This window comes from Lapidilactobacillus achengensis (assembly GCF_003946655.1).
Classification (GTDB): domain Bacteria; phylum Bacillota; class Bacilli; order Lactobacillales; family Lactobacillaceae; genus Lapidilactobacillus; species Lapidilactobacillus achengensis.
On the sequence record NZ_RHOV01000031.1, the window covers coordinates 1 to 21394 of the forward strand.

Here is a 21394-nt window from a genome sequence, read left to right on the forward strand (position 1 = left end):
CTCAAACGAGGTGCGACGCAATTCGTAGCCGTTTTCCGTTAGCGGCTTAAATTTCAATCCACGCACCTCAAACGAGGTGCGACGGTGTTTATGAGTGGTATGGTGATTTAGACGTTATTTCAATCCACGCACCTCAAACGAGGTGCGACTCTACTTGTAACAAGTCAACTGACTTCTGGGTATTTCAATCCACGCACCTCAAACGAGGTGCGACTGCAAAAGACGCTTCGCATATTTCAAACCAGCATTTCAATCCACGCACCTCAAACGAGGTGCGACTCCCTGTAAAATCAGCCTGTCGCAAATTGCTATTGATTTCAATCCACGCACCTCAAACGAGGTGCGACCTTAGGGCTGGTATGTAATGTTCAATTGTCAAGATTTCAATCCACGCACCTCAAACGAGGTGCGACCCGCAACCGGTACTAACATATCGTTGAGAGCCGATTTCAATCCACGCACCTCAAACGATGTGCGACTGCGTACGACGACTATATTATTACAGTCATGGATTTCAATCCACGCACCTCAAACGAGGTGCGACAGGGGCGGCTGTCTGATGGTTGATGGTCATCTGATTTCAATCCACGCACCTCAAACGAGGTGCGACCTGACAGCGGCGATCTGCTTGGCGGTGAATTGTATTTCAATCCACGCACCTCAAACGAGGTGCGACACTCGATGCGCCCGACGACGACCCAAGGTTTAAATTTCAATCCACGCACCTCAAACGAGGTGCGACTGTGTAAGTCGGTTCGATTTCCCCGGCTTGTACATTTCAATCCACGCACCTCAAACGAGGTGCGACCCAGTGTTTCTATGGTGCTAACACAGACAGCCGATTTCAATCCACGCACCTCAAACGAGGTGCGACTATCGCCACGATCCGGCGTCGCGGTGACCCCAAATTTCAATCCACGCACCTCAAACGAGGTGCGACGCTGGTAGCGTGTGCGCTCCATCTTTTTGACGATATTTCAATCCACGCACCTCAAACGAGGTGCGACCAGGACAAAGCCACAATCTGGCTTGAGTCGGCATTTCAATCCACGCACCTCAAACGAGGTGCGACGTTAAGACGGTATTTTTCACCTTCTAGCTCAACAATTTCAATCCACGCACCTCAAACGAGGTGCGACTGCGGGTAGCTAAGGATCGATTATCTGGGTTGATTTCAATCCACGCACCTCAAACGAGGTGCGACTCAAAGCGCCGACCGTGATTTGTTTGATCACTTTATTTCAATCCACGCACCTCAAACGAGGTGCGACAGAAACAGGCTGGCATATTTATTTGCGAATGTGATTTCAATCCACGCACCTCAAACGAGGTGCGACTTTTGATCGCCGATCGTCAAAGAATCTTTTGACCATTTCAATCCACGCACCTCAAACGAGGTGCGACTTCACGTATCTGATTAGCCCTAATTGCGCCAAAATTTCAATCCACGCACCTCAAACGAGGTGCGACGTCAATGCCAGATAGCCATTCGAGAAATCCTTCGATTTCAATCCACGCACCTCAAACGAGGTGCGACGTGACCACAATTTTTGCCCAGTCTTCGTTTTTGTATTTCAATCCACGCACCTCAAACGAGGTGCGACGAGTTACAAGGGCGGGGCGGCTATGGACTTTCATTTCAATCCACGCACCTCAAACGAGGTGCGACGCTAGGTGTTAGCTCTAAAAGCCTGGCAGACTGGATTTCAATCCACGCACCTCAAACGAGGTGCGACTCACCAACCTAGTTCGGAGCGTAGCCGCTCCATATTTCAATCCACGCACCTCAAACGAGGTGCGACATGAACTTAACCAATATCTTGACAGTGGACATATTTCAATCCACGCACCTCAAACGAGGTGCGACGGCGGCCCGGCGGCCTTCGCAGGCTGGGCCGAATTTCAATCCACGCACCTCAAACGAGGTGCGACCAAGAGTCCTTTATGCGAGGAGTGTTTGAGATGTATTTCAATCCACGCACCTCAAACGAGGTGCGACAAAAACTGCCGCGCCGATCGGATTTGAGTGGTGATTTCAATCCACGCACCTCAAACGAGGTGCGACAGGCACTGGGTAAGCTGTCCCATTTCTCGGTTGAATTTCAATCCACGCACCTCAAACGAGGTGCGACGAATAGGTTACCATATTAAACTCATACCATTCTTATTTCAATCCACGCACCTCAAACGAGGTGCGACAACCCGTCATCATCAACGGCTTGCATAGTAGCGATTTCAATCCACGCACCTCAAACGAGGTGCGACCCATATTGTGCCCGTACCACTGGCAAACGGTTTATTTCAATCCACGCACCTCAAACGAGGTGCGACTCGGCGTGGTAGCGAGTAACCAAATTTTGTGTATTTCAATCCACGCACCTCAAACGAGGTGCGACTTATTAAAAAATTGACGCCGCTAGTTCCAGCTGATTTCAATCCACGCACCTCAAACGAGGTGCGACGCCCTGCCTGTCACCGCCTAGAGATCGATGATCTATTTCAATCCACGCACCTCAAACGAGGTGCGACCCTTTATCATCAGGTGTTAATTCTTGCACCTTGTATTTCAATCCACGCACCTCAAACGAGGTGCGACGTTAGTTAGCAGTAGCAAGCCTAAGAATGCTTATTTCAATCCACGCACCTCAAACGAGGTGCGACTTCAGACAAAAATTTTAGGGGGCGCTAAAAATATTTCAATCCACGCACCTCAAACGAGGTGCGACGGTTCAGACCCTAACAAGGCGGCGGAAGCGGTTAATTTCAATCCACGCACCTCAAACGAGGTGCGACATGTCAATATTTTACGATTGATAACTCAGCAGAATTTCAATCCACGCACCTCAAACGAGGTGCGACTTAAGTTTAAATACATTTTGTTGAGTTTATAAAATTTCAATCCACGCACCTCAAACGAGGTGCGACGATATTGAGTTTATTATCACAATATAAGACCAGATTTCAATCCACGCACCTCAAACGAGGTGCGACCCCATTGTTTGAGTAAACTTTTGTAGGCTGTCAATTTCAATCCACGCACCTCAAACGAGGTGCGACGTGTTTTTAAACCCTAACGCCTTACGACCAGCCAATTTCAATCCACGCACCTCAAACGAGGTGCGACTTATAGCAAGTAGTAGCAAGCTTAAGACGCTTATTTCAATCCACGCACCTCAAACGAGGTGCGACGAGCTCCACGAGCTATATGAGGAGCGGAAAAAAATTTCAATCCACGCACCTCAAACGAGGTGCGACTTCGGGAAGGCTGGCTCCCACTTGCCGTCGCGGTATTTCAATCCACGCACCTCAAACGAGGTGCGACACACGCAATTCAACATTCGCGGCGGTTATTTGATTTCAATCCACGCACCTCAAACGAGGTGCGACTCGTTAGTTCAGGTCGTCAAAAGCCTGCGAGTTATTTCAATCCACGCACCTCAAACGAGGTGCGACGAGTTGTTAGGGTACACTAAAATAAACATGAATATTTCAATCCACGCACCTCAAACGAGGTGCGACTTTTTAGCGAACCAGGTCAATAGATCAGTTCGTATTTCAATCCACGCACCTCAAACGAGGTGCGACAACAGGCAAGACGATCGTTTTTGCAAAAGTGATTATTTCAATCCACGCACCTCAAACGAGGTGCGACACTTATTCAAATCTAGATTAGTAATTGCCGTGTTATTTCAATCCACGCACCTCAAACGAGGTGCGACAATCGAAAACGCCGGCAAAGCCTCGCTGATCTTATTTCAATCCACGCACCTCAAACGAGGTGCGACCAATTTTATAAGGTGTTAATTTTTCGCGATTTTATTTCAATCCACGCACCTCAAACGAGGTGCGACATTCCGTTCCTCAAAGGTGATTGAGAAATATATATTTCAATCCACGCACCTCAAACGAGGTGCGACAACGTAATGCTGGGGCTGTGGAATTACCTTTTAATTTCAATCCACGCACCTCAAACGAGGTGCGACCAGTCTGATCGCCTCGACTGACGAAGTGGCCAAATTTCAATCCACGCACCTCAAACGAGGTGCGACCTTTGCGCTAATCGAGCTGGTGATTGCCATCGCTATTTCAATCCACGCACCTCAAACGAGGTGCGACACCAATGCGACGACCGCGGCAAATCAAGCCGTAATTTCAATCCACGCACCTCAAACGAGGTGCGACATTCGTTTGTCAAAAGTGCAATTGCTGATCGTTTATTTCAATCCACGCACCTCAAACGAGGTGCGACTGCCGCCACCTTTACCCAGGATCTCAATTTTCGATTTCAATCCACGCACCTCAAACGAGGTGCGACCCGGCGCAAGAATGGGTTCTTAAATCAACTCCGAATTTCAATCCACGCACCTCAAACGAGGTGCGACCACTTGCAAAACGGGATCTCGAAACGGAGGGAATATTTCAATCCACGCACCTCAAACGAGGTGCGACGTGATTTAATCGATCAAGCCCACGCGCGGCTGATTTCAATCCACGCACCTCAAACGAGGTGCGACAGTACCGCTAAAATCAACGGGCGCCAATCCTATATTTCAATCCACGCACCTCAAACGAGGTGCGACCCGGCTGACTAAATTTGACCAAAATTTGACCAAAATTTCAATCCACGCACCTCAAACGAGGTGCGACCAGCAAAACTCGCGTGCCGCAAATTGCTGTGGATTTCAATCCACGCACCTCAAACGAGGTGCGACTCGAACGAATATTGATCACCGCGGTTTCTTTATATTTCAATCCACGCACCTCAAACGAGGTGCGACTGAAATCAATAATGTCATTGCCAATCTCGTCTTATTTCAATCCACGCACCTCAAACGAGGTGCGACCAGTCATGAGCTCGTCGTTGTTGCTAGGCGTAATTTCAATCCACGCACCTCAAACGAGGTGCGACTGGCTTTTTTTAATGGACTATAACAGATTAGTATATTTCAATCCACGCACCTCAAACGAGGTGCGACCAAAATCAGAAACTGATGCTGATAAATTGGTATTTCAATCCACGCACCTCAAACGAGGTGCGACGGGACGTTTGTTAGCGAAATATAGTGCCGATGGATTTCAATCCACGCACCTCAAACGAGGTGCGACAATTTGACAAGCATATCTGTACCGATTTGGACATTTCAATCCACGCACCTCAAACGAGGTGCGACAGTGTAAAAGATTGCACTGATAGGGGCTAAAAATTTCAATCCACGCACCTCAAACGAGGTGCGACTTTTCCCTTGGCCACCGGTCGCCAGGGATCTCATATTTCAATCCACGCACCTCAAACGAGGTGCGACGGTGATCTCAAGCGCAAAAACGTGGATGCCTGATTTCAATCCACGCACCTCAAACGAGGTGCGACTCCAGGACGCCGTCAAAGTCTTGGTTGCGTGGATTTCAATCCACGCACCTCAAACGAGGTGCGACCATCATGATGGACACAAACAAAGTAATATACATATTTCAATCCACGCACCTCAAACGAGGTGCGACGGCGACTGTGGGGGAGGTGTATGGTGATGTGATTTCAATCCACGCACCTCAAACGAGGTGCGACTTGAAACTGACGTTGGAGCGTTATAAGCCACGAATTTCAATCCACGCACCTCAAACGAGGTGCGACACGGGCCCAATCACAGACTGGGCCCAGATTCTGATTTCAATCCACGCACCTCAAACGAGGTGCGACGCTTTGATTGATGATTTCGAGAATAATGTTCGTATTTCAATCCACGCACCTCAAACGAGGTGCGACAGCAAGTATTGCCGCAACCATACCGGCTACAACATTTCAATCCACGCACCTCAAACGAGGTGCGACGCTTGGGTGAGATGCCCAATAGGAGGAGCCATATTTCAATCCACGCACCTCAAACGAGGTGCGACAAGATAGGACAACCACCGCACTAAACGGATTTATTTCAATCCACGCACCTCAAACGAGGTGCGACCCTTGTGAACCGCTTAAGTCGGCAATATAGGTATTTCAATCCACGCACCTCAAACGAGGTGCGACAATAATTACCATGGCTACAGCTATATCGAGCTATTTCAATCCACGCACCTCAAACGAGGTGCGACAAAGGTGTTTAGCGATGGCAAGCAAGTTTATGATTTCAATCCACGCACCTCAAACGAGGTGCGACGGCGTTTTGCGTTGCCTTGGTCGATTCTGTCGTGATTTCAATCCACGCACCTCAAACGAGGTGCGACGATTACGATAAGTGGCTGCTAGACATGGCAGATATTTCAATCCACGCACCTCAAACGAGGTGCGACGACCCCTTTGCCGGCAAAACGCGGATGGAGAATATTTCAATCCACGCACCTCAAACGAGGTGCGACTTGGCGCAATTACCAGTAGGTAGCTATCTGATTATTTCAATCCACGCACCTCAAACGAGGTGCGACGATTGCGAGTGATGTCAATGACCCAGATGACGATTTCAATCCACGCACCTCAAACGAGGTGCGACAGTTGTCGGCGATTGTCACGTCCTTCCATTCTTATTTCAATCCACGCACCTCAAACGAGGTGCGACATCCGCATAGGCAAAGGCTCCTGCAGAATGATTATTTCAATCCACGCACCTCAAACGAGGTGCGACAAAAGCGTCCACGAACTGGTCGTGCCTGTGCTATTTCAATCCACGCACCTCAAACGAGGTGCGACGCCGATTGGAGGGTAGTAAATGGATCTATTAGTTATTTCAATCCACGCACCTCAAACGAGGTGCGACGTCAATTGTAATAAATGCCGCTCATAACATTGTATTTCAATCCACGCACCTCAAACGAGGTGCGACAACGCCGGGGAGCTCGCACAAATGGGTTACACTATTTCAATCCACGCACCTCAAACGAGGTGCGACGCCTGGCACTGGTCAAGCAGGGATCAAGCATCTTAAATTTCAATCCACGCACCTCAAACGAGGTGCGACGTCGTCAGCTGTGGGGATTTTGCTAGATCCCAATTTCAATCCACGCACCTCAAACGAGGTGCGACTTGATCGCGTTGAAAACGGTTTTGATCGTGCCAATTTCAATCCACGCACCTCAAACGAGGTGCGACCTTTTAGGATCTGATCCATTTCGCCGGCAACGTTATTTCAATCCACGCACCTCAAACGAGGTGCGACGTCCGGTACTTGCTTGTTAAACAATTCACTAAATTTCAATCCACGCACCTCAAACGAGGTGCGACGCCGTCTGGACAACCTGCTTATCCAGCGCGGGTTATTTCAATCCACGCACCTCAAACGAGGTGCGACACAAAGGCTCAAATGGCGTTATTCGTTCAAGCGATTTCAATCCACGCACCTCAAACGAGGTGCGACTACCAACACTAGAACCGGTAAGGAAACCACAACAATTTCAATCCACGCACCTCAAACGAGGTGCGACATCACTTCGGTGTCTAGTGCTGCATATAATAAGATTTCAATCCACGCACCTCAAACGAGGTGCGACTATGGCAGAAGAAAACTGACTCTGCAAAAAATATTTCAATCCACGCACCTCAAACGAGGTGCGACAGCAACCGATGCAACCAATGCTACGACAGCCGCATTTCAATCCACGCACCTCAAACGAGGTGCGACACTTCTCCACTAGTTAGCGCCATTACTCGTGTTAAATTTCAATCCACGCACCTCAAACGAGGTGCGACAAATTATCTTGCGAATCGAGGCGGCTTTACATAGATTTCAATCCACGCACCTCAAACGAGGTGCGACATACTTTAGACAGCATTGATGATGCAATTGAAGAATTTCAATCCACGCACCTCAAACGAGGTGCGACTACAACGAACGCGCGTACGATAGAATGAGAATAATTTCAATCCACGCACCTCAAACGAGGTGCGACGATCAAGCCGAGATTGTGGAGGCGCGTTAAAATATTTCAATCCACGCACCTCAAACGAGGTGCGACGGAAAACAAGCGGGCGGACGGGGTCAACGTTAATTTCAATCCACGCACCTCAAACGAGGTGCGACACGGCAACAAGCGCGAAGGCTTTACGCTAGATATTTCAATCCACGCACCTCAAACGAGGTGCGACTGATAGCAAACTCCAGCAGAGGGCCGGCTTGTAATTTCAATCCACGCACCTCAAACGAGGTGCGACTCTACCAAGCCAAGAATCAAGTCTGCCAATTGCCTATTTCAATCCACGCACCTCAAACGAGGTGCGACGCAAAGCCGGTTATTATTTTATATTAGTGAGGTATTTCAATCCACGCACCTCAAACGAGGTGCGACCAAGATAGGACAACCATCGCACTAAACGGATTTATTTCAATCCACGCACCTCAAACGAGGTGCGACATAGGATCAATACCCATTGCTTCTTGAGTAGTATTTCAATCCACGCACCTCAAACGAGGTGCGACAACGCTTCGAGAATTATTCTCTTTTCCTTGGAGATTTCAATCCACGCACCTCAAACGAGGTGCGACATGCAGCGCTAGACACCGACGTAATCACGCCAAATTTCAATCCACGCACCTCAAACGAGGTGCGACGATTGTAGAAGCACTAAGCGATATGGGTTATTATATTTCAATCCACGCACCTCAAACGAGGTGCGACCGACGACATAACGGAATACAATTTAAATTTAATATTTCAATCCACGCACCTCAAACGAGGTGCGACACGGATCCGATGACAGAGAATTTTCATGGTTTGATTTCAATCCACGCACCTCAAACGAGGTGCGACTGCCTTTTGTCGCCAAGTATTGCAGCTGAGTCATATTTCAATCCACGCACCTCAAACGAGGTGCGACCAGCCGGCCCTCCAGATGACCATCAATGACTAGCAATTTCAATCCACGCACCTCAAACGAGGTGCGACATAAACAGTTCAAATTTGCCGACACCACAACTATTTCAATCCACGCACCTCAAACGAGGTGCGACCTAGCCATTCTAGGATTCATAAAGTTCTTGATATTTCAATCCACGCACCTCAAACGAGGTGCGACACTAGCAAAAAAATAAACGCCTATAATAGGGAATTTCAATCCACGCACCTCAAACGAGGTGCGACAATGTCAAGTCCATCTCCCCCGCGACCATCTTTATTTCAATCCACGCACCTCAAACGAGGTGCGACAGTTAAAGGCCGGACTAGACGGCGGACGGGTTATTTCAATCCACGCACCTCAAACGAGGTGCGACGCCATTGTTGGGGACACACTAGCCCAAGGCGTTATTTCAATCCACGCACCTCAAACGAGGTGCGACACTCTTTGCCATAGAAAACGACTTGCGCGCATTATTTCAATCCACGCACCTCAAACGAGGTGCGACTTATAGTCGTTTAAATCAATACCTTTGATCCAATTTCAATCCACGCACCTCAAACGAGGTGCGACGGATCATTCTCTTCGATGGTTTCTTTTCAACGTATTTCAATCCACGCACCTCAAACGAGGTGCGACGATATCAAGTCATCAATACGTTATCGCAGTCATTCATTTCAATCCACGCACCTCAAACGAGGTGCGACCGATTTACTTAAACGTCAAGATGTAATTGATTTATTTCAATCCACGCACCTCAAACGAGGTGCGACAAGTGGCGCGGATCTTGCAGGCCGCCTTTATATATTTCAATCCACGCACCTCAAACGAGGTGCGACCAGGGCTGGAGCTCAAGGGCACCACACCGCCAATTTCAATCCACGCACCTCAAACGAGGTGCGACCACAGGATTTAAACAGTTACGCAGAAGTAAAAATTTCAATCCACGCACCTCAAACGAGGTGCGACATACCCAATATCAATCTGGCGGATACCTTTTTTTATTTCAATCCACGCACCTCAAACGAGGTGCGACGCTGCTGGAGCTTTGAACTTTTGTACGAAGTTTATTTCAATCCACGCACCTCAAACGAGGTGCGACAAAAACATAGTTAAAGTGATCAGACAATAACGCATTTCAATCCACGCACCTCAAACGAGGTGCGACCGTGTGCTTCTTCTCCTTGAAGTCCACAGCGGTATTTCAATCCACGCACCTCAAACGAGGTGCGACGCCCTTACTTGGCCGTATCATCTGGTATTTCAATTTCAATCCACGCACCTCAAACGAGGTGCGACTTGGAATCAATTTTCGCCTTCTTGGCCGCAAAATTTCAATCCACGCACCTCAAACGAGGTGCGACTTTGTTTATTAAATTGGAGGCCAAAAATATATATTTCAATCCACGCACCTCAAACGAGGTGCGACGGTATAAGCAAGGTTGGACGTACTTTTACGCAAATTTCAATCCACGCACCTCAAACGAGGTGCGACCCTGACAAAGTCAGTCGTCACACTCTATCTCGAATTTCAATCCACGCACCTCAAACGAGGTGCGACCAACACGCCAGACACCTAGCACCCATGCACGGGCATTTCAATCCACGCACCTCAAACGAGGTGCGACTACCAATAATTATCGCTGTCATTTAACGCGTCTATTTCAATCCACGCACCTCAAACGAGGTGCGACTTTTTACTTGCGGAATCTCTAATCTTTCCGATCATTTCAATCCACGCACCTCAAACGAGGTGCGACTATATTCGGCTGCACGCGACCAGCGAACAACTATTTCAATCCACGCACCTCAAACGAGGTGCGACAAGCGTTAAATACCGATGCGGTCGGTCTAACTATTTCAATCCACGCACCTCAAACGAGGTGCGACTAAAGGCTGGCGTTTGGAACGAGCTAAGTCTCAAATTTCAATCCACGCACCTCAAACGAGGTGCGACCGTCTTTTGCCAAATTTTAGTACCATCTGAGCTATTTCAATCCACGCACCTCAAACGAGGTGCGACAATGGTTTGCTATCGCCCATGCTTGTGTCGATTATTTCAATCCACGCACCTCAAACGAGGTGCGACGGTCAAGTTCAGCCAACGTGTCGCTGCGTGTTTATTTCAATCCACGCACCTCAAACGAGGTGCGACTTCGTCTATTGACGCTGCCTCAGTACGGATACATTTCAATCCACGCACCTCAAACGAGGTGCGACTAGAGACAGAAGAGACCATCACGGACGAAATTATTTCAATCCACGCACCTCAAACGAGGTGCGACCTGGCTGAGATGTAGCCAGGACTCATGACTGCGATTTCAATCCACGCACCTCAAACGAGGTGCGACAGATATTTTAATTTCACCGCCGCCAACAAATGATTTCAATCCACGCACCTCAAACGAGGTGCGACACGCTGCCACCGCCAAGGCGATCCAGGCAACGGGCATTTCAATCCACGCACCTCAAACGAGGTGCGACTGAGCGTGTAATGGTCGAACGCATGAAGGTGAAGATTTCAATCCACGCACCTCAAACGAGGTGCGACAATACCACATATGCAACTAATTGCAACCACTTTTATTTCAATCCACGCACCTCAAACGAGGTGCGACTACAGACGGCAGAGCAGCGTACGGAACGGTTCAATTTCAATCCACGCACCTCAAACGAGGTGCGACCCATCAATTGAACGATTTAATAAAGAGTTTGGCATTTCAATCCACGCACCTCAAACGAGGTGCGACGGAAATAAATGGCAGAAGAATTAGGACACAAAATTTCAATCCACGCACCTCAAACGAGGTGCGACAAAGCCTTTTGTGGTATAATGAATTATCAGACTATTTCAATCCACGCACCTCAAACGAGGTGCGACACTAATACTCCCACCGCCACCAAATACGTCGATATTTCAATCCACGCACCTCAAACGAGGTGCGACATGCGGGCAAGATCTCTGATACTGCGGGCAAAAAATTTCAATCCACGCACCTCAAACGAGGTGCGACCGCGATTTTATACAAAAATCGCCGAAAAATTCTGATAATAATAAAAAACAGGTAATTTGACGATACTCAACGATAAACGATGAGATGAAATTCTAATTATTAGGCACATTTATCATTATTTGTTGTGCGAACCCACTAGGCCGATTATGTTTGCCTCTAGCTCGCACCCGCAACTTAAAAGATCAGTGTATCTTTATGCAGATCAAATACTTGCTTAGCCCCAAAGGTCTCAATTTTATTCGCATAATTCTTACCCAGTTGATAAAACTTCAGGCTATCAACTTTCTGATCAATCAACGCTAATAATTCCACCTTTAGTTTAACATAATTGTCATAATCCAAGTAACATTCAAAGACTGAATTCTGCACCCGTTGACCGTAAGCCTCACACTTCTTGGCGACCCGTCTTAACCGGCGCACACCATTCTTATCGGCCAATGATACATCATAAGCAACAACAACTAACATCTATTCACTTCCACAGGAATGGTGGATATTGATCCAAATCGCCACGTAAATATCGACTTAATAACAAAGCCTGCGTGTATGGAATCAAGCCCCATTCAATTTTTTCACCCAAATACGGATGTGTGATGGTTTCATTCTTACGATTCTGCCAAAAAGTGAAAAATTGTCGGCGCGCGTCATCTGTTAGCAAAACCGCTCCATCCTGCTTGACCATGAAATCATTTGGTCGCATCATTTTCTGATTGATCAGGCGAAGCACAAAACGGTCAGCCAGCGGCGCCCGTAACTCTTCCATGAGATCCAGTGCTAATGATGCTCGGCCAGGGCGGTCTGTGTGCATGAACCCAACATAAGCATCTAACCCAACACTTTCCAACGCTGCTGTACACTCATGAGCCAACATCGTATATGTCAGCGACAATAAAGCATTGACCCGATCCAAAGGCGGCCTCTTGCTACGACCATAAAAACGGAAATCACTTTTTTGCTGCAAGATGAATTGATCAAACAACAGATCATAACGATTAGCTGTTTGTCCCTCGATTCCCCGAAGAGAATCGATATCGGTTGCGGCAAGACATTTGTCAATAGCAAGCTGTAACTCACTAGAAATTTGTTTAAAAGTCGCTTGATCGATTCGTTCAGCATGATCACGCGTCACCCGTTCAATTACCCAGCGTTGGTTATAAATCTTACCGATAATGAAATTCCTAGCGATTTCTAAGCAATCATCTGCTGATTCAGAAAGCGCATACTGTTTTTTTCGTAGCAGAACATTGCCATTATTCTCTCCAACTAAATGACAGGTCTCCCGACCCGTTGGTGAAACAAAGACCAAGCTGATACGATGTTCAACACAGAAGCGCATTAATCCCGGGCTAACACCTCGATAGCCCACGGAAACAATCGATTCAATGTTGATCAGTGGTACGCGACTTTTTTGTTCACCAATAAGGACGACTAGGTTTCCTCCGTCTAAAGCTAAATAAGCTTCTGGGGAACTAACGTAAATCGTATTTAGCAATTTCCTCATGAGGACAGCCTCCGCTTTAGGTAAGTACTAACGGTCTCTTTTTCGGTTAATTGCGGTAAACACAACTCTTGTAAAGAGCAACGTTGACATTTCTTGGATGGTCGAACTTTCGGTGTGTACTGCCGTTGCCACAACTGATGCATCGCCGTACAAATCTCACTAAACTGTTGGCGCAATGCCGGATCAAACTCAACTTTCACCCGAGCATGAGTCTCGTTGAAATAAAGATAGCCATAATCGATCTGGCATACTAGCATTTCTTCCAAACAAACTGCCTCTGCCAATAACTGCATTTGATCACTCTGATCTGTTTTAAGATGACCGTGCTTATACTCAACTGGACAAGGTAACCAAGAACCGGAGTAACCAAAAATGGCTACTCCGGCTTCTTTATCGCGATGGAACTCAACCGCATCACAAACACCATAAATACCAAATTGACGCGATTGGACCGGCATACCTCGGGTGATCAGCAAATTTCCACGTTTCTCTTTCACGGCAGCATCATGAACATGTTCATGGATCGCATGTCCTTCAGTGGTCAAGTAATTCTCACGCCACTGGTGTTCAATATGATCCAGTGCCCATTGACGCGGGCAGAACTGATAATGCTGGATCCCAGAAATCATTAAAAAATCCTGCTCATCATATTCCATCAAAACTTCCCACTAATCTTCTGGATAAACATTCCTAGTCACACCTGGCAATTCATCAACCACTTCTAGTCGATAATCATCAGCCTTGGTTGGCACGATGTCACTGTCAACTGGCACAACCTGTACCGAACGATGAACCCGTGCTGCGGGGTACTTACCTAATTTAGAGGGGTGCGTCCACCAGAATAATTTAACAACTTCCATACTGCCTTCTGGCCGAGCTGATGAGGCATCATTTTCAAATAATGTCAGTAAAGCTTGTTTGATTTGCTCGGCGTCCTCTTCGCTGAACCCCGTCTTTTCAGCCAACTGCGTATTGATGCTGCCATTGACTACATAATAACCAAAATCGACAAAGTGCTTGGTTCCCATAGTATCAGATCCACGGCCACCACCTGGCTCAGAATTGACGCTCTTAGTAATTTGCATATCATTGATGGTAATTGGATTGACAGACTCAGCAATTTGGATTGAAACCGGGCCTCGGACCGGTACAGAAACGCCTTTGCTAGCATCGCCCTTAAAAGCAAAGACTTGACCAAACGCCCGAACATCTAACCAGGTCGCGCAAGCAATCCGAGCATAGTCATCCGCATCCTTATTCTTCTTAAGTTCAGGAATTGATTCTACTCGAGCGCGTAAACTATCCAGTCCATCGTCATTGCGATCATTAGACTGGACAAAAATTGGATTGCCTAAATCCTGCAAACGATTTCGGATTTTACGCTTGATTGCCACATCGGATACTTCACCATAGCCAGCGAAATTTTGACGTGGGCGATTTCCATTAAGTGGATCACCATTGGGGTTGGCATTGTGTGCCGCAAAGACCAGTTTAAAGTCAATTTTATGTTGGAATTCAGTCATTCTTAGCTACCTCCGCATCTTGTTGTTTTTTCTGATTTAATTCTTGCCGCTGTGAATAAAAGCCGAGTAAATATGTGCCGTTGAGTGGACGATCATTATAGTCATCGCCCTTGAATTGGTCCATGATTTGGCCAATCTCCTTTTGGTAAAATCCACGATTATTTAGGGTTTCCAAATACGGAACCAGCGCTTCATGAATCGTTTTCATCGTACTTTCGGGGCGTACACTGAAAGTCTGCATGTACCGAAGCGCATTGGTCGCACGAGTGCTAGAGCCCCCACCTTGATTATTCGACTTTGCCCAGAGCGCACGCGATTCAACCACGTCCATCACTCCAAGCAATCGGCCAAATAGATAACTACGATTATCTGAATTCTTGTCTAAACTCACTGTATATTCCTCCTTTTCATAGAACTTACGGTTAACCGCACAGGCAACGTTTAATGTGTCTTGCCACATAAACATTGAATCAAAAGAATTGAGACGGCAAACCCGATTATTGATGCTTTGAACGACCGAATAAGGAATCGGACGTTGGTTCACAACACATGGCACTAGGGTCGAAACAATATTCTTGATCAAGGCATCAGAAGCATTCTCCCCTAGGGCTGCCCGCGCGATTCTTTTCAGGGATGGTGCGCCAAAACTTAACTTCGTTTTATTATTAATTTTGGCGAAAGCATGCCAACTGGCTGACTGATACCAATATTCCAGATTGCCAAAGAACCTCTCCAAATCGATTGTTTGATAGTCAAGGACCGCTAAACGACCAGGTACAGCAGCGTCTAATTGTAATACATGAGCCTGCTTTATCTGGTTACTACGGCTTAATTTTGTTTTATAACCATGGATAGCCTTACCCAATTCTTGACCAAACATAACATTCGATTCCAAGGGTAGCTCGTCGCTTCCCTCATTGATAGCCAAGAAGTTCGAAGAACCGCCTGTGATGTCAAGTGTCGGACTGAGTTTGCGATCTAGCCACGTCAAGTAAACTCGACCATCAATTTGAGAACCTTGCAATGTGATCAACCAAGTCAATGCATTATGAGCCTTTTGTGAGGTAACATAGCCGATCTGAGCAACCTCTTTCTTATCAGAGAAACGACCACGGAAAGTAAAACCAGAAGAGTCATTTCCAGAGATTAATTTCGCACCATCACTTGAATAGCGAATAAATCTTGGGTTTTTCTCGGTCAAAATGGTATTCTCACCAGTAACATAATCTAGCCCAGAGGCATTGCTAAAGGTCGCCATAAAGAACTTGAAAAAGGACTCAAACACAGTTTCATCTTCCCACAGAGGTGTTAAAGCAATGGTATCAAAGCGAACAAAGCTACTAAGTTGATCATTGCCAGTCACTACCGAAAGAATTGCGGGCTTATTTTCCTTATCCTCCTTTGGCCAGGTCTTCACCATCTGCATCTGATCGTTAACAACAAGAACGCCTGAACGAACCAGGTCATGAATTAACGTGCCCTTTTTCAAGTATTCGTAAACCATTGCAACCCTAGGATGAGCATATTCCGAACTCACCCAGGCTTCCAGCGCATTCATATAGTCTTGGTGGTAATCTATTTTGGATTTCTTACCACCATACTCTAAATAGTCACCAGCAACATATTTCAGTTTGTCATGAATCGGATGTGGGGCGCTTTGTGTTGAAGTTCTATTGGCGGACTCAATCGTCATTGGAACAATGGTTGGAGCATCTTCCTTAGGAATAACCTCCGCACGTTTAAATCCGCCCTCTTGATCAATGACTACTTGTATCTGAGCCTGCTGTGTTCCAGTTCCCAGCGGAAATAATTTCGCCCTTCTGTTACCAAGCACGACCGTTTGTCCAACCTGTTCCTCGTTAGAATCATAAACTTGTAGTAAATCGCCAAACAATGTCATGACTCATCCCCCATTTCGCGATCAACATAAGTAAAGTTATGATCATTGAAATCCTTTGCTGACATCTTTCGGACATTTGAGCGAACAAACTCACACGCATCCGGACGAGGGTAATCAATAACACCATGTTTCATTGATGCCTTCCAAAAACGGGCATCCAGTTGATCATTTCCAGTCTGATCCGGATAATTAAACCCGTGAAACATCAAGCCGAAATTCATTTCTGGAATATCGTCATAAGCACTGGGATTTTCACCAAAACCAGTCAATGGCTCAACATATGCTTGACATTCTCTTGTTCCCAAGAAAATATCTCGTCGGCCGCCAGCTCTAATGCTTCGTTTCATTAACTCGTAATGCTTATTTTCATTCCAGTCAGCGGATAAATCTGGCCTGAATTTATTGAACTCAAAATGTGCTTTGACCTCATAAGAAACGTCGCGCAAATAGCTAACGTAGCTCAGATTTGATTTAAAACTATTGTTATAATCCATTGGGCGTGTTCCTTTGGACTCCATCTGAATTGGTTTAATCACACGAGCTTGATCAATGACCCAAATTAGAGTTGGCTTCCAGTAAATACTCGAAGTAACGCCCACGAGTGACTCATAGGTAGGAATTTGATATGATTCCTTTTCACCACCCATTCGCGTCAAAGGATCAGTAAACAACGCGTATTTTCCATGAACAAGAAATACTATCTGATTCCGCAATATAGCAACCTCCTATCTAAAAAATAATAGATTTGACAATCTAATGATATAATTAAATTGTCATCAATGAAAGGGCTTTCCGGATTTTTTACCTTGATTCGTATCAACCACCTCTTATTTTCTTTGATGATCACATTGTAAGCTACAATTATCCCGCTGTCAACACTAATCTAATTTTTCAAATAATATGAAGTATATATATTGTAAAACAAATTTGCCTGTAGTAAACTAGCCTTAACTAATTCAACCTCTGAAAGTGAGTGATCTTTATGGATTCAATTTCAACCTTCATCGCCCATACCCGGCTAACAAAAAGTTCTGACGGTTCAATCATTGACGCCCAAGACCAGCTACTGAGCGACCATCTCAACCAGGCGGCCGAGCTTGCCACCGGGTACGGTCAATCATTTGGGTTGTCCACTGCTTGCTATTTGGCCGGACTACTTCATGACTGTGGTAAGTTCTCCGACGGATTCCAAAATTATCTACGCAAGGCTGTAGCCGATCCGCAGCATGTTCGGCGAGGTGAAATCGACCATAGTTATGCTGGAGGTTTGTTACTACTAGAAATCGCCCAATCGATGCCCCCTCAAACTCAACAAATTGCAGAAATGATTGCCAATGCCATTGTTTCACATCATTCTCGTTCTATTCGAGACTTCTTGACTCCCGGGGTCACAGCTGAATTACCTTCTTTCATTACGCGTCTGGAGCTTAATGACCTAGCCGCACAAAAAGCTCGTTTTACCGAGTTTGAGCCGACCAAAGAACGTTTCTTTAAGCTAATCAAGTCCGAAACAGAAATCAAAGAATTGCTAACCCAAGCGACCGCTGAGTTCAGATTACTGCGGCCAACTGATCCTAATGCTGATCTGGACGACCTATATTTCATGAATCAAAATATTTACAGCGCGTTGATTGATGCAGATCGCACCAATACAATGTTATTTGAAATGAACCGGAATGCGTATCAACAAGACAATATTAATATTCTAAAAAGGTATCAAGAAATCCTTGATCAAAACAATCAAGCAATGCGACAAGGACCAAGCGCGCAAACAAAGATCAATCAGCTACGCGCTCAGCTTTCCGATGAAGCCTTTGAAGCAGCTGAACGGCCAACTGGTATTTATCGCTTGATGATTCCCACTGGCGGCGGCAAGACACTCACTGGAATGCGATTTGCCCTAAAACATGCTCTCAGAACTGGGAAAAAACGGATTATTTTTATTGAACCTTTTACAACGATCATCGAACAAAATGCGCAAGTATTTCGGAAGATGTTTGGTGCGGTTTGCCCAGAACTGGCCGATTACGTGGTGGAACACCATTCAAACGTTCTCGACGATCCCGCTGCAGAGACGAATCCTACTTACGCTGAGTTAAAAAGACGCGAAAGAGTGGATCTGATCCACGATACTTGGGATGGTCCCGTCCTATTCACCACCACAGTTGCCTTTCTAAACACGATTTTCGGTTCAGGAACGCGGAATATTCGTCGTTTTCATAATCTTGCGGATGCCGTCATTATTTTCGATGAGGTTCAGGCCCTTCCACCAAAAACATTACAGATGTTCAACGCTGCCTTGAATTATCTAAGTCGCTTGGCTAATACCACAGCAGTTTTATGTACAGCCACACAGCCAGCATTGGACGCACTTCCCAACGCGCTGACTTTTTCGGCTGACAAAGATCTTATTACTAACTATGATGCGGTGGAACCAAAGTTTCAACGTGTCCAAGTAATGAACGAATGCAAATCAAGCAGTTATTCCGTCCAAGACATTGTTGACTTCAGTCAGAAAACCCTAGAGCACCATCATAATTTATTGATTGTCCTAAATACGAAAAAAATTGTCCGCGAGGTTTATCAAGAACTTAGCCAGGTTTGTTCTGAAGACACCTTAATCTACCACCTAAGCACCAACATGTGCCCCCAACATCGGCTCGACCTACTTAACGGTTCCTCAGACCGGACCACGATTTTTGGCGATCAACCGATCATTGGGATCAAGGACCGTCTGATCGACGCACAAGGTAAAAAAATCATCGTCGTTACAACGCCGTTAATCGAGGCCGGCGTTGATATTAGCTTCGAAGCCGTTATCCGCTCAGTTACTGGACTAGATTCAATTGCGCAAGCGGCGGGCCGCTGCAACCGAAATGGCGAACGAGAGTTGGGTGATGTGTATCTAATCAACCCCGATCCCCGTAAGGAAAATATTTCAAAAATGGAAGAACTTACCGACGCTCGGCAAACAACAATGCGGCTCCTGGATATGCTCGACAGGAATTGTTCAGAGGTTTTGACCGCAAATACGCAAGAGTGCTATTTTCAAACTTACTACCGACGAATTATCAAAAAAGCTACCACACGGTATCCGTTAAACAGTGGACTCACACTCTACCCCTTATTAGGGGAAAACCAAGCCGGTGGCACAAATCTCCCGCGCGATTTGCGCTGGCGACCACACTTGACCTTTAGTGGGCAAACTATCGCCAAGAATTTTCAAGTAATCGCAGACAACGGCCATGCGATTATCGTGCCATACAATGATGATGCCAAGAAAATCATTAATGAACTACTCAGCCAGAGTAAACTAGATTTTCGCGAATTAAATCGGTTGATGAAGAGGAGTCAACGCTATTTGCTCTCTATCAGTAATAGCGACTACCGCAAACTTAAAGATGATCAGAAAATCATCCCCTTCTTCACACCGTCTGGCGAAACTTTGGGGCGTGAAACACTGGATCAGGCTTATCAAAACTACAACAAGGACTTTGGATTGGATATCAGCAATCCAGAATTAACCTTTAGCTTTTTCTAACTAGACACACAAACGACAAAAAACTATCCCCTGTCATAAGGACAAGAGATAGTTTTATTGTACGAAATCAAATCTTTCAAAAAATATATTTCAATCCGCATATTCCGAATTTAACTACGAAATACGACTAAATAAGTATATGGTAAAACCTCGAAATTGGCAAACTTATTCTTCGTTTGGTATGGTGTTAATGGCAGTTGAACAAGGAGGTCAAAAAATAATGGACGAAATCGTTGATAAATGGGATGTTGGTGGTCTATCTTTGCTAACCTTAGATAAATATACGCCATCAGTAACTCTCAAGGATTATAAGAAGGTAGAAATTGACGGCATTGTTTATCAACCAGAAACGGTCTATGATCTGCCTAATACGATTGCAATACCTATGGTTAAGGCTGATTTGGTTGGCAAAAGTGTTAAATATCTTTAAGTAACACCCAATCCTGATGAAGTACTATTTTTGTATGCAAAAATGAATTGATAAATCGAACGTGCTCCGTAAATACAAAGAAGAAACAGTGGTCAAATCAGTGCTTTACGGTCTATCTAAACGTAGGATTCACTTTAATTCACCAGCCAAAAAAAAGAGATTGAAAGTTGATAGCACCCCAACTTTCAATCTCTTTTTATAATCGATAATAACGCTTAATGCCGGCTGCAGGATTTGAACCTGTGACCCTCGGTTTACGATACCGATGCTCTACCAGCTGAGCTAAGCCGGCGCTCATGACCCCTACGGGATTTGAACCCATGTTACCGCCGTGAAAGGGCGGTGTCTTAACCACTTGACCAAGGGGCCATTGGACTTCACTGAAATCCGAAATACTTTAAATAAAAAAGCGATCTGGCCTTCAGCCAGACCGTTTCCTTACTCCGGTTGTCAGACTCGAACTGACGACATCTTGATTAACAGTCAAGCGCTCTACCAACTGAGCTAAACCGGAATCGAGCGTGGCAACGCCCTATCCTCGCAGGCAGTCTCCCACCAACTACTTTCGGCGCTAAGAAGCTTAACTTCTGTGTTCGGCAAGGGAACAGGTGTATCCTTCTTGCTATCGCCACCACACTCTTTACTTTGAAAGAACTTTCGCTCCCTC

The 21394-nt window shown here is 46.0% G+C and carries 8 protein-coding genes, 3 tRNA genes, 1 rRNA gene and 1 CRISPR repeat array; of the genes, 2 read left to right on the forward strand and 10 right to left on the reverse strand.

Annotation, left to right across the window (positions count from 1 at the left end):
* Window positions 1–50: 50 nt before the first annotated feature.
* Window positions 51–11832: direct repeats of the CRISPR family, unit length 33 nt; unit sequence ATTTCAATCCACGCACCTCAAACGAGGTGCGAC.
* Between the two features lie 174 nt (window positions 11833–12006).
* From cas2 to cas5c, 6 genes are read right to left on the reverse strand one after another with little or no spacing between them, the layout of a single operon-like run.
* The gene (gene cas2 / locus EKM94_RS11465) at window positions 12007–12300 is read right to left on the reverse strand and encodes a CRISPR-associated endonuclease Cas2 (protein WP_125602075.1); all 294 of its coding nucleotides are present in this window, start codon (window positions 12298–12300) and stop codon (window positions 12007–12009) included.
* 4 nt (window positions 12301–12304) lie between these two features.
* Complete coding sequence (gene cas1c / locus EKM94_RS11470) at window positions 12305–13333, reverse strand: type I-C CRISPR-associated endonuclease Cas1c (protein WP_125602078.1); 1029 nt, start codon at window positions 13331–13333, stop codon at window positions 12305–12307.
* Window positions 13330–13989: a CRISPR-associated protein Cas4 gene (gene cas4 / locus EKM94_RS11475; RefSeq protein ID WP_125602081.1), complete on the reverse strand. Its 660-nt coding sequence runs from the start codon at window positions 13987–13989 to the stop codon at window positions 13330–13332. The genes cas1c and cas4 overlap by 4 nt, the downstream gene beginning before the upstream one ends.
* Before the next feature lie 12 nt (window positions 13990–14001).
* The gene (cas7c, locus tag EKM94_RS11480; RefSeq protein WP_125602084.1) at window positions 14002–14856 is read right to left on the reverse strand and encodes a type I-C CRISPR-associated protein Cas7/Csd2; all 855 of its coding nucleotides are present in this window, start codon (window positions 14854–14856) and stop codon (window positions 14002–14004) included.
* Window positions 14849–16756 carry a type I-C CRISPR-associated protein Cas8c/Csd1 gene (cas8c, locus tag EKM94_RS11485; protein WP_125602088.1) on the reverse strand — a complete coding sequence of 636 codons (1908 nt, stop codon included), beginning with the start codon at window positions 16754–16756 and terminating at the stop codon, window positions 14849–14851. Before cas8c ends, cas7c begins: the two co-directional genes overlap by 8 nt.
* Complete coding sequence (gene cas5c, locus EKM94_RS11490) at window positions 16753–17469, reverse strand: type I-C CRISPR-associated protein Cas5c (protein WP_125602091.1); 717 nt, start codon at window positions 17467–17469, stop codon at window positions 16753–16755. The genes cas8c and cas5c overlap by 4 nt, the downstream gene beginning before the upstream one ends.
* A 269-nt stretch (window positions 17470–17738) precedes the next feature.
* Here cas5c and cas3 point away from each other — a divergent pair, with 269 nt between their 5' ends.
* Window positions 17739–20297 (forward strand): CRISPR-associated helicase Cas3', encoded by a 2559-nt coding sequence (gene cas3, locus EKM94_RS11495; RefSeq protein WP_125602094.1) that lies wholly within the window; start codon window positions 17739–17741, stop codon window positions 20295–20297.
* Window positions 20298–20487: 190 nt separating this feature from the next.
* A complete protein-coding gene (locus EKM94_RS11500) occupies window positions 20488–20727 on the forward strand; it encodes a hypothetical protein (RefSeq protein WP_125602097.1) in 240 nt (79 codons plus the stop codon).
* A gap of 219 nt (window positions 20728–20946) precedes the next feature.
* Here EKM94_RS11500 and EKM94_RS11505 read toward each other — a convergent pair.
* From EKM94_RS11505 to rrf, 4 genes are all read right to left on the reverse strand, one after another.
* A tRNA-Thr gene (locus tag EKM94_RS11505) sits at window positions 20947–21019 on the reverse strand.
* Between the two features lie 5 nt (window positions 21020–21024).
* A tRNA-Glu gene (locus tag EKM94_RS11510) sits at window positions 21025–21096 on the reverse strand.
* A 72-nt stretch (window positions 21097–21168) separates the two neighbouring features.
* Window positions 21169–21241, reverse strand: a tRNA-Asn gene (locus EKM94_RS11515).
* Window positions 21242–21246: 5 nt separating this feature from the next.
* Window positions 21247–21363, reverse strand: a 5S ribosomal RNA gene (rrf, locus tag EKM94_RS11520).
* Window positions 21364–21394 lie beyond the last annotated feature (31 nt).